The following is an 11,585-nucleotide window of genomic DNA, read 5'->3' as shown; positions in this document are numbered from 1 at the left end:
TAATTTCCGACGAACGCCGAACCTTGGGGCAGTTTCAGAATTATTGAACTAGATAATCCTCTCAAACAACAACTTGAAAAACATCATCAGTAGGCACTGAGCACGCGCTGTGCTTGTCTGTGAGAAATCAACCTAAAAGTGTCGCGTCAAACTTCATCATTTAACGATTTTCATTCTCACCCTCCTTTATTTTACTGTTCAATCTAGATATATGATTCATCTATAACGACCTTTTTCCATTAGAAGCAAAACGATTTAAGAAGATTTAAGAATGGGTGTCTTGTTTATCGCCCAGAGGGTGAGGTTTTTGGGGGTGAATGTCATGGTGGGTTTGCTCATGTCCATGTCCTTGCTTCAATCAGGTCCTGTCGGTCCGGTTGTCTGGTTTACTGTACGGAGCTTTGCTGTCTGCTCAGCAGGCGACCTTCCGTGTCATAGGTGTATTCGGTGCGTTGTTCAGGCTCGGTGACCGTCAACGGCTTGTTGAGGGTGGTATCCCAGGTGGTGGTGATGGTTCTGGCCTGGGGGGTGCCTGAGGCTTCGGTACGACTGAGCTCTCTACCCTGAGAATCTCGGCTATAGGTTGTGGTGTTGCCGTTCCAGTCGGTTTTACTGGTAATAAAACCGTTGTTATCGTAAGTGTAGGCTTGGGTATCGCTATCAGAACAAGTTAGACAACGATCACCATCTATATGAGTAAGTTTGAATGCACCTTGAATCAGATCATAGAAATAGGTTTGTACAGCGCCAGACGCTTCAGTGACTCTTGTAGAGCCATTATTTTGATATCGTAACTGCACACGTTCCGCTCCACCAGCATGCTCAGATGTAATGACTCGGCCTTGAATATCATATTCCCATTCTGCAAAGAGGTTTCCGTTTTCATCGGTTATACTAGTCAGGTGATTTGGGAAAGTTCTATTGTCGTAATGATAAAGCCTTTGGGTTTGATCAATATAAGTTACACTTGATAATCGCCCCTTAGTATCATATGAGTAATTTATATTACCATCTGGGGTCACGATTGAAATAAGTCGACCATCTTCATGGTATTCATAGCTTAGGCTATTACCAAACTGGTCTGTTACTGTGCTGAGCTTTCCTGAAATGTCATAAGAAAAAATGGTTGTTTGGGCACTGCTATCTGAAAGTGACGTTAGATTACCTTCACTATTATACCTTTCAATCTGTCCATTTGGATTAGTAAAAACCCAATAATCTCCATCTTGCCTGAGAACCGCTTCCGTGGGGTAGAAAGAAATCATCTGGTTATTTTGTGATTGGAAGCTATATAGCCTTCCTGAACTATCGTGAATTGACTGTATTGGATCTGTTGCTCCGATACTCAATCTATTATCGATTGTGTTATGTATTGTTAATTTTGCCACGATCTCATTGTTGTGATGTATTTCGCAGACACCATCCCTATACAAGGAAGTTGAGCCAGTAAGCTTATATCGATAGATATTATAACCGCTTAATATCTGACTCCAACCCAGCTGACACGCATCTTCTTGAGAATCATATAATACAGATTTCACACCTTTATAATTTGAATAACATACAGAACTAAATCCATTTAGCCTTTTAGAATAATTATGCCGCCATTGATACCCAAGTTCTGTAAATCCATCCCCTAGATCTAATGAGGAGTAATAGCGAACGACCTTAAGTGTTCCACTATTACTAACATAATCAGTTTCTGTTTGAGTTTTATTACCTGTTGCAGGATGGCATGGATTTCCAACTGGGCAACTTTTGACAAAATCTGGAGTCATATAAAACCTTGGGTAATAATAATTTGGCATATGCCAAACAAAATATGACTCTTGCCACCAACCGCCTCTCATAAAATATATATTATTTTTTCTATCTGAGACACCACGGCAATAAGGATCTTCTACATACAAAAAACCGAGTTCACGACAGGCGTTGTACGCTTCTTCTCCACTATCAAATGTGTCAGTATGAAGCAAATGATAGAAAGGTGGTGATGTTACATTAGTCACTACCTCACTTTGCGCTGAAGTTGTAACTATCAATATACATATTACAAAACTGAAAGTTTGATTCTTTAAAGTCGTCATCTCTATTTTCCTAGAATGCTAGAACTTCCTTGAAGTTAGTATTCAAATACTTGTTTACAAATGAAACGATCAAAAAAAAGCAAAAAATGGAATCTGGATGCGAGGAGATTACGGAAGAGACTTCGAGTCATTGACGTCATCCCTGATATTTTTACTGATACTTCCTGTCGAATCACTGATTGATGAGTTGAAACTATTTCCATGTCGGTTACAAAAGACAATCCACTAAATAATAACTAATACTGATCTTGATCAATAAAATAATCAGTAAAAGACACGGACAAGATTACTTAAATTTCTTAAGAATCTTTTTTCCTATAGATATAAAACTCTTACGTTTATACAGAACCGGGGTGAGACAGGGAAAGATGTTTAAGACTAACTAATCTGTGCTTTTAATTGAATATTATTCAATTAATTTTACTTTAGAGATACAACTTCTAGCTATGAGCTTACTCTATTTTTTCTATCCACTATTAATTACCAACAAGCTCTCAACCCCTACCTTCTTGATCACTTGTATTTGGCAGACGTTATGAACTGCCCAAAAGATTCACACCAGACAATCACACTCGTGAAATCGGATGGGTTGATATGCGAGGGAACCTCAATAATAAAGTTATCGAATGTCCTGACATCCCCTACCCGGACCATATCGGGCTTCAGACGATTGAATTCCGCTTCGGTCTCCAGATACTTCGGAGAGAGGTAGAGTTTATAATCCGGCCCAGGCGCCAGCTCTCCCATCAGTGTGATGGAGGTTGAGCTCACGGAAACCTGTCCCTCACCCCAGTGCAGTGCATCACTATCCTGCAGATCTCTGCGAAACTCAGCGGTATAGCTGGCTTGTGCGAAGATCTCCTCAACGGCGGATTGAGTGGGAGCCGGTGGCGCCACCAGAATGGGAAGTACAAAGATGCCGATGGCAAATCCGGCTATGCCAACGATGCCGTGGGTGATTAGAAGTATCACTATTGTGCGTGCTTTCATGCTAGGACCTGGATCTGTTTTTATGTTCTGACTAGGGCAATACCCTGTCGTGATGGTTTATCAATGCCAGCTGACTCTACATCAAGCCTATCACCAAAGTATCACATAATCTGCAACTCCCCGGTTTTTTACAGCAGATTTGAGTCGTTTTACAGGACATAAAAAAAGGGGCCGTCAGGCCCCTTTTTCATCTACCGATCAGCTTGCTGATCAGGCGTCGGCTTCATCAATCGCCTTCATGCTGAGACGAATGCGGCCCTGCTTGTCGACTTCCAGTACCTTGACCTTCACAACATCCCCTTCCGCCAGCTTGTCGCTGACCTTCTCCACACGCTCGTTGGAGATCTGGGAGATGTGCACCAGGCCATCCTTACCGGGCAGAATGGTGACGAAAGCACCGAAGTCCATCAGCTTGGCGACCTTGCCTTCGTAGATGGTGCCGACTTCCACATCAGCAGTGATCAGCTCAACCCGACGCTGTGCCTCTTCACCGGCATGCTTGTCGACAGAGAAGATCTTCACCACGCCATCGTCGGTGATATCCACAGTGGCACCGGTCTCTTCGGTGATGGAGCGGATGGTCACGCCACCCTTACCGATCACGTCACGGATCTTGTCCGGATTGATCTTGAACTCGATGATCCGCGGAGCATGCTCGGACATCTGGTTGCGATGGGTATCGATGACGCTGTTCATCTCGTTGAGGATGTGCAGACGACCCTCTTTAGCCTGATCCAGCGCGATCTCCATGATCTCTTTGGTGATGCCGTTGATCTTGATATCCATCTGCAGGGCGTTGATACCTTCGGCGGTACCGGCCACTTTGAAGTCCATGTCACCCAGGTGATCCTCGTCACCCATGATGTCGGTGAGGACGGCAAACTTGTCCTCTTCCTTGATCAGACCCATGGCGACACCGGCGATCGGTGCTTTGATCGGCACACCCGCATCCATCAGAGAGAGGCTGGTGCCACAGACGGAGGCCATGGAGGAGGAACCGTTGGACTCGGTGATCTCGGAGACCACACGGATCGCATAGGGGAAGTCACCGATGGTCGGCATACAAGCCAGCACACCACGCTTGGCGAGACGGCCATGACCGATCTCACGACGCTTGGGGCTACCCACACGGCCGGTCTCACCGACACAGAAAGGCGGGAAGTTGTAGTGCAGCATGAAGTGCTCACGACGGGAGCCGTCCAGTGCATCGATGATCTGTGAATCACGCTCGGTGCCCAGGGTGGTGACAACCAGGGCCTGAGTCTCGCCACGAGTGAACAGCGCGGAACCGTGAGTACGGGGCAGTACGCCGGTACGTACAGCGATCGGGCGTACGGTACGGGTGTCGCGACCGTCGATACGGGGCTCGCCGTCCAGAATGCGGCCGCGAACGGTCACTTTCTTCAGCTTCTCTAGCTGACCGTAGATCTCATCTTTGCTCCAGCGTTGCTCACCATCCACCTCAACGGCAGTCAGCTTTTCAAGGGTAGCGGCAACGGTCGCATCGATGGCGGCATAACGGTCCAGTTTGTCGGCAACCCGGTAAGCATTACCAATGCCTTCTGCAGCTTCGGCTGCTACCGCAGCTTTCAGCTCTTCGTCAACCACAGGCGGGTTGAATGCTTCAATCGGCTTGTTGACTTCCGCTGCCAGCTCTTTGATCGCCTGAATCACAACCTGGAAGTTTTCATGACCGAACAGTACCGCACCCAGCATCACATCTTCAGAGAGCTGGTTGGCTTCCGATTCCACCATCAATACCGCTTCTTCGGTACCGGCGACCACCAGATCCAGATCGGATTTGTCACTCAGACCGGTTGAAGGTGAGTTGAGGGTGTACTCCCCATCCTTGTAGCTGACCCGAGCGGCACCAACTGGACCCTGGAACGGCAGGCCGGAGATGGCCAGCGCGGCAGAAGTACCGATCAGAGACGGGATCTCAGGATCTACGTCAGGATTCAGTGACATCACGGTGATGATGACCTGAACTTCACTGGTGAATCCCTTTGGAAAGAGTGGACGGATCGGACGATCGATCAGACGTGCGGTGAGGATCTCCTTCTCGCTGGGACGACCTTCACGGCGAAAAAAACCGCCGGGGATCATACCGGCGGCATAGGTTTTTTCCTGGTAGTCGACGGTCAGGGGGAAAAAGTCCCTGGGCACATCGCTTTTCGCTTCGACCACGGTGACCTGGACGACGGTGTCGTCCATGTTGACCATGACCGCGCCATCGGCTTGCCGTGCGATCTCACCTGTCTCGATGGAGACCTTGTTGTCTCCCCATTGGAATTCTTTCTTTATTAATGTCACGTTTGAATCCTTGGATACTTAAGTGTATTGAGGGGGAGGCTTAGCGACGCAGGCCCAGACGGGAGATCAGGTCTTTGTAACGCTGCTGATCTTTACCTTTCAGATAGTCGAGGAGCTTGCGGCGGGAGTTGACCAGACGTACCAGGCCCTGACGGGAGTGGTGATCCTGCTTGTGATCTTTGAAATGCTCGGTCAGCTGGGTGATTCGGCCGGTCATCAGTGCGATCTGCACTTCGGGGGAACCGGTATCGCCAGGGGCGCGCTGATACTCTTCGACAATGGATTTCTTTTCTGCTGCACTCATTGACATGACGTGTACTCCTATAGGTTACGTCTTGAAAAATGGTCACTTTTCAGGCCAACCCGACAATGAGTTCAGGCTGACCGGACCGGTTTAATTCATCAATTCTTTTCAGGCAAAGCCAGGAAGACCGCGTAGTATGCGCGTTCTCCGCTGCGACGGCAAGTCACCCAAGTTCAAATGCTTGGCTAACCCCTGATTAATTCACCCAATTTGTCATTTCGGGCTGGCCGGAACGACCAATTTTAATCCTCATCAGCCGGCTGGCTCACTCCACCGCCTGCATCAGCCGCTTGGGGGCCACCCGCCCGTCATCGAGGATCTGTCCGACCCCGATGAAATCGGTTTTGTTGGCATAGAGCCTCACCCAGCCGCTGGTCGGCGCATTCGGCACCAGGATCGGTTGACCCTGCTTCATATAGAAAGCGGCATCGGCACTGAGGGCGACTTCGGGCCAGTCGGCCAGAGCACTCTCCAAAGGCAGCATCCACTCATCCATTTCAGCAAAACGCTTCTCGCCGAAGGCCTCCTGGATCTGTTCCAGCGTCAGCATCGACTGGTCGTCATAGGGACCCACGCCGGTACGACGCAGACCACTGACATAAGCGCCACAACCCAGGCGCTTGCCGATATCCTCGGCCAAGGTGCGTACATAGGTGCCTTTTGAGCAACGCACATCCATCTCGAACTCAGGCAGATCAAAACTCAGCAGATCGATGCCATGGATATGGATGGTGCGCGGCTCCCGCTCCACTTCAATACCCTGACGGGCCAGTTTGTAGAGCCGCTCGCCATTATGCTTGATGGCTGAATACATCGGCGGCAGTTGCTGCTGCTCCCCGAGGAACTCCTTCATGGTCTCGAGCAGTGCAGCCTCAGTCACACCGCTCGGGTCACCGGTCTCCACCACTTCACCCTCCGCATCCGCGGTGGTGGTGGTTTCACCCAGCTTGACCTTCACCAGATAGCGCTTATCCGCATCAAGCAGAAAGGCAGACAGTTTGGTGGCCTCACCAAAACAGATCGGCAACAGACCGGTTGCCAAGGGATCCAGGCTGCCGGTATGGCCCGCCTTGGCGGCCTTGTAAAGAAACTTGACCTCTTGCAACGCCTTGTTGGAGGTCATGCCTTGCGGCTTGTCGAGCAGCAATACCCCATTGATATTGCGCCCTCTGTTACGACGACGTCCCATACTTAATCTCTAAAAAACATTATCACTGGAATCAGGTTTGTTTCTCGGTTACCGCTTCTTCGATCAGGTTGGAGAGATGCTCCCCCTGCTCGACCGAAATGTCATAAACAAACTGAAGTTTGGGTACTGTGCGTATCTTCATACGCTGTCCAAGCAACCAGCGCAGATGACCGGCCACCTGGTTGAGATGTTTTGCGCTCTCCTGATGAGAGAAGCTTGCGCCCAGGGTGGTGAAAAACACCTTCGCCTGGGATAGATCCCGGACGACACGGGCCTCCTGGACGGTCACCATGCCAAGCGCCTTATCTTTGATCTCTTCACGGATCAGTTCGGCCAGCTCCTTTTGCAGCTCAGCGCTGATCCGGTCGGTACGTTTGAAATCCCGGCTCATGCAGCATGCCCCATAAAAAACAGCCTGCTGGTGCAGACTGTTTCGGTTAGGCCGTGGTTGTTCGGATTGATGGAATGCATAGTCTCAATCAAGCTTATACCGTACGTGCGATTTCGGTACGTTCAAAGACTTCGATCTGATCACCAGACTGCACATCGTTGTAGTTCTTCACGCCGATACCGCACTCCATACCGCTCTTCACTTCATTGACGTCATCTTTGAAGCGACGCAGGGACTCGAGTGATCCTTCGTAGATCACCACGTTATCCCGCAGCACGCGGATCGGATTGTTGCGCTTGACCATACCTTCGAGCACCATACAACCGGCAATCGCGCCCAGCTTGGAGTTGCGGAACACATCCCGCACTTCGGCCAGGCCGATGATCTCTTCTCTGATTTCGGGTGAGAGCATACCGGAGATCGCCTTTTTCACATCATCGATGATTTCGTAGATGATGCTGTAGTAGCGCATGTCGATGCCCTGCTCTTCCACCACTCGACGGGCTCCTGCATCACCACGCACATTGAAGCCGATGATGATCGCATTCGAGGTCACCGCCAGATTGGCGTCAGACTCATTGATACCGCCCACACCGGATGCCACAACGCGCACCTTGACTTCATCCGTGGAGGTCTTCACCAGGGACTCCTTCAACGCTTCCACACTACCCTGTACATCCGCTTTGACGATCACATTCAGGGTCTGGGTCTCGCCCTCTTCCATCTGGGTGAACATCTCATCCAGCTTGGCGGCCTTCTGGGCAGCCAGACGGGTTGAGCGCTGTTTGTCCTGACGCAGTTCGGCGATCTCGCGGGCACGACGCTCATCGCTGACCGCACGTACATCGTCACCGGCTTCCGGGGTGCCGGAGAGGCCCAGCACCACCACCGGAATGGAAGGACCGGCGGTTTTGATGGAGCGACCGGCCTCATCGAACATCGCCCGTACACGGCCGAACTCCTTACCCGAGACGATCATATCGCCCCGGTTCAGGGTGCCGGACTGAACCAGTACGGTAGCCACCGGGCCACGCCCTTTGTCGAGTGAGGATTCAACGATGGAACCGGTAGCCGGTCCATCTTCAACCGCTTGCAACTCAAGCACTTCGGCCTGCAGCAGAATCGCATCGAGCAGATCATCGATACCGGCGCCGGTTTTCGCCGAGACGCGGACGAACATGGTATCGCCACCCCAGTCTTCGGGGATGACCTCTTCCTGGGAGAGCTCCTGGATCACCCGATCCGGATTGGCCTCCTCCTTATCGATCTTGTTGATCGCCACGATCAGGGGCACTTCGGCCGCCTTGGCGTGCTGGATCGCCTCCTTGGTTTGTGGCATCACGCCATCATCGGCGGCCACCACAAGAATGACGATATCGGTAACTTTGGCGCCACGGGCACGCATCGCGGTAAACGCCGCATGGCCCGGGGTATCGAGAAATGAGACCGTACCCTTGTCGGTATCCACATGATAGGCACCGATATGCTGGGTGATACCACCCGCCTCACCGGCAGCAACCCGGCTGGTGCGGATGTAGTCGAGCAGAGAGGTCTTACCATGATCGACGTGACCCATGATGGTGACCACCGGAGGACGGTTAACCTGCTCTCCCTGAGTATGGGCGTCATCCTCCTCACTCAGCAGATCGGCTTCGATATCCTCGTCACGCTGTGCAACCGGCACATGGCCCATCTCTTCGACCACCAGGATGGCAGTATCCCGGTCCAGTGTCTGATTGATGGTTACCATCATGCCCATCTTCATCAGCACCTTGATCACTTCGGCGGCTTTGATGGTCATGCGCTGCGCCAGATCGGCAACGGTAATGTTCTCGGGAATTTTCACCTCATGCACAACCGGAGTGGTCGGGCGCTGGAAGCCGTGCTGGGCGTCGCTGGCAGCAGCGGCCGCTGCTCTACGCTGTTTGCCCGGTTTTCTTTTGCGCTTTCCACGCAGCCCTTCCGCCACGTGCAGCTCTTTACGGTCCGCCTTTTTGTCATCGCTAAAACCTTTCTCGTCGCGACGACTGTCTTTACGACCTTTCTTGCCACGGGACGGTTCGGCCTTGGCCTCGGCAGCAGCAGGTTTCGCCTCGACAGCCGGCTCAGGCTCTGCAGCAGTTTCTGGTTTCAACAGCTCTTCCTGACGCTTGGCTTCCTCAGCCGCTTCTCTTGCCGCCTCTTCCTCAGCCAGACGTTTGGCTTCTGCTTCTGCCGCAAGTTTGGCGGCTTCTTCTTCCTCTGCCTTTTTCTCGGCCTCTTCCTGTTCTTGGCGCTTGGCAGCCTCGGCAGCCTTACGCGCTTCTACTTCCGCCTCGATAGCGGCACGCTCTTTCGCCTGATCATCCAGCGCTCTCCGCGCCTCTTCAGCCTGCTTGACCTTGCTTTCATCCGACTCGACATTGGTGCGTTTCACGTAGGTGCGTTTCTTCCGCACCTCAACGCTCACCGTTTTTGCCGGTGCGGCCGACGCACGACTCAGCGTGCTGCGTCCGCTCGATGTGGGCTGGCGCAGTTCACTGACCGTTTTACGCCTGAGTGTGACCTTGCTGGGTGCGGTAACCGTTGAGGTCTTCTTTTTGCCATGACTCTCACGCAGATGCAGCAGCAGTTTCGCCTTCTCATCATCGGAAATCCTATCTTCAGGGCTTTTCGCCTGAATGCCGGCGTCCGCCAACTGTTCCATCAACAGATCGGCAGGAATGCCAACGACATTTGCAAGTTGTGCTACCGTTACTTCACTCATTCATCAGCCTCTCGAATTTGCCTTTTCCATCTGTTGCTTTTTCTTCACCCAGAAACCGGAGTGACCTATTCCGCCTCTTCAAACCAGGGAGCACGCGCTGTCATGATCAGCTGGCCTGCCCGCTCTTCATCCATACCGTCAATCTCCATCAGTTCATCGATGGATTGTTCTGCCAGATCCTCCATGGTCACCACACCCCGGCCGGCCAGGGTGAAGGCGAGCTGCTGATCCATGCCGTCCATGTTCAGCAGATCATCGGCCGGTTCACGGAAAGCCTCTTCATTGGCAATCGCGCGAGTCAACAAATAGTCCTTAGCTCTGTTGCGCAGTTCTTCTACCAGCTCCTCATCGAACTCCTCAACGGAGAGCATCTCTTCAATCGGTACGTAGGCGACTTCATCGACACTGGTAAAGCCTTCCTGTACCAGGATCGCAGCTACATCCTCATCCACATCCAACTGATCCATAAAGGAGTCCATATAGCCTTTCGCTTCCGATTCACTCTTCTCGGAGGCCTGGGCCTCGTCCATGACATTCAGCTCCCAACCGGTCAGCTGACTGGCCAGTCGAACATTCTGTCCACCACGTCCGATCGCTTGGGAGAGATTCTCCTCGCTGACCGCCACGTCCATGGCGTGGGTATCTTCATCAACCACGATGGAGACCACATCCGCCGGCGACATGGCGTTGATCACAAACTGTGCAGGGTTGTCATTCCACAGAATGATATCGACCCGCTCACCATTCAGCTCGTTGGAGACAGCCTGCACCCGTGAGCCACGCATGCCGACACAAGCACCAACCGGATCGATGCGCTGATCCAATGCTTTAACAGCAATTTTGGCACGTAATCCGGGATCCCGCGCTGCACTGCGAATCTCGATCAGACCCTCACCCACTTCAGGCACTTCCAGCTTGAACAGCTCGATCAGCAGTTCAGGCATGGTCCGGCTGATAAACAGTTGCGGTCCTCTGGGCTCCGATCTGACTTCATAGAGATAGCCGCGAATCCGATCACCTACCCGGATCGACTCCTTGGGGATCATGTGTTCACGTCCGATGAAGGCCTCCGCATTACCACCCAGATCCATGAAGATGTTACCCCGGTCGATGCGTTTCACCACACCGGTGACCAGTTCACCTTCACGCCCTTTGAAGGCCTCGACCACTTTGGCACGCTCAGCTTCACGCACCTTCTGTACGATCACCTGTTTTGCTGCCTGAGCGGCAATCCGTCCGAACTCAATGGACTCGATCGGTTCTTCAACGAAATCGCCAATCTGTATATCCGGATCCTCTTCCCGGGCAGCATCCAAGATGATCTGCCTCAGTGGTGCGTCCGGCTCATCTTCCGCATAGCTCTCGACAACTTCCCAGCGGCGGTAAGTATCGTAATCTCCGGAAGTACGATCGATCGCAACCCGAACGAGAATGTCATCTCCATTACGTTTTCTCGTGGCAGACGCCAACGCCGCTTCAATGGCTTCAAAGATGATGGACTTTCCCACATCTTTTTCATTGGAGACCGCGTCTACGACCAGCAATATCTCTTTACTCATCAATGT

Annotated in this window: 8 protein-coding genes; all 8 read right to left on the bottom strand. The window is 51.8% G+C overall.

The window, feature by feature from the left end; all coding sequences use genetic code 11:
- Positions 1–386: 386 nt before the first annotated feature.
- The 8 genes from A3193_RS20315 to nusA all read right to left on the bottom strand — a co-directional run bounded on the left by A3193_RS20315 (position 387) and on the right by nusA (position 11,579).
- On the bottom strand, positions 387–2,087 hold the full coding sequence (locus A3193_RS20315) for a DUF6531 domain-containing protein (protein WP_083218897.1): 1,701 nt from the start codon (positions 2,085–2,087) through the stop codon (positions 387–389).
- A gap of 513 nt (positions 2,088–2,600) precedes the next feature.
- The gene (locus tag A3193_RS19815; protein WP_069015672.1) at positions 2,601–3,077 is read right to left on the bottom strand and encodes a DM13 domain-containing protein; all 477 of its coding nucleotides are present in this window, start codon (positions 3,075–3,077) and stop codon (positions 2,601–2,603) included.
- 210 nt (positions 3,078–3,287) lie between these two features.
- The gene (pnp, locus tag A3193_RS19810) at positions 3,288–5,390 is read right to left on the bottom strand and encodes a polyribonucleotide nucleotidyltransferase (protein WP_069002886.1); all 2,103 of its coding nucleotides are present in this window, start codon (positions 5,388–5,390) and stop codon (positions 3,288–3,290) included.
- Positions 5,391–5,430: 40 nt separating this feature from the next.
- Entirely contained in the window at positions 5,431–5,700 is a 270-nt protein-coding gene (rpsO, locus tag A3193_RS19805; RefSeq protein ID WP_069002885.1) for a 30S ribosomal protein S15, read from the bottom strand.
- Between the two features lie 259 nt (positions 5,701–5,959).
- The gene (truB, locus tag A3193_RS19800; protein ID WP_069002884.1) at positions 5,960–6,883 is read right to left on the bottom strand and encodes a tRNA pseudouridine(55) synthase TruB; all 924 of its coding nucleotides are present in this window, start codon (positions 6,881–6,883) and stop codon (positions 5,960–5,962) included.
- A 31-nt stretch (positions 6,884–6,914) separates the two neighbouring features.
- Complete coding sequence (gene rbfA, locus A3193_RS19795; protein ID WP_069002883.1) at positions 6,915–7,274, bottom strand: 30S ribosome-binding factor RbfA; 360 nt, start codon at positions 7,272–7,274, stop codon at positions 6,915–6,917.
- A 94-nt stretch (positions 7,275–7,368) separates the two neighbouring features.
- Positions 7,369–10,020, bottom strand: coding sequence for a translation initiation factor IF-2 (gene infB, locus A3193_RS19790; RefSeq protein ID WP_069015671.1), 2,652 nt, complete (start codon positions 10,018–10,020; stop codon positions 7,369–7,371).
- 65 nt (positions 10,021–10,085) lie between these two features.
- On the bottom strand, positions 10,086–11,579 hold the full coding sequence (nusA, locus tag A3193_RS19785; protein ID WP_069002881.1) for a transcription termination factor NusA: 1,494 nt from the start codon (positions 11,577–11,579) through the stop codon (positions 10,086–10,088).
- Between the last annotated feature and the right edge of the window lie 6 nt (positions 11,580–11,585).

This window comes from Candidatus Thiodiazotropha endoloripes (assembly GCF_001708965.1).
Lineage (GTDB): Bacteria > Pseudomonadota > Gammaproteobacteria > Chromatiales > Chromatiaceae > Thiodiazotropha > Thiodiazotropha endoloripes.
Note: the sequence above shows the minus strand (reverse complement) of the source record. Positions and strands in the feature narration are given on the sequence as shown.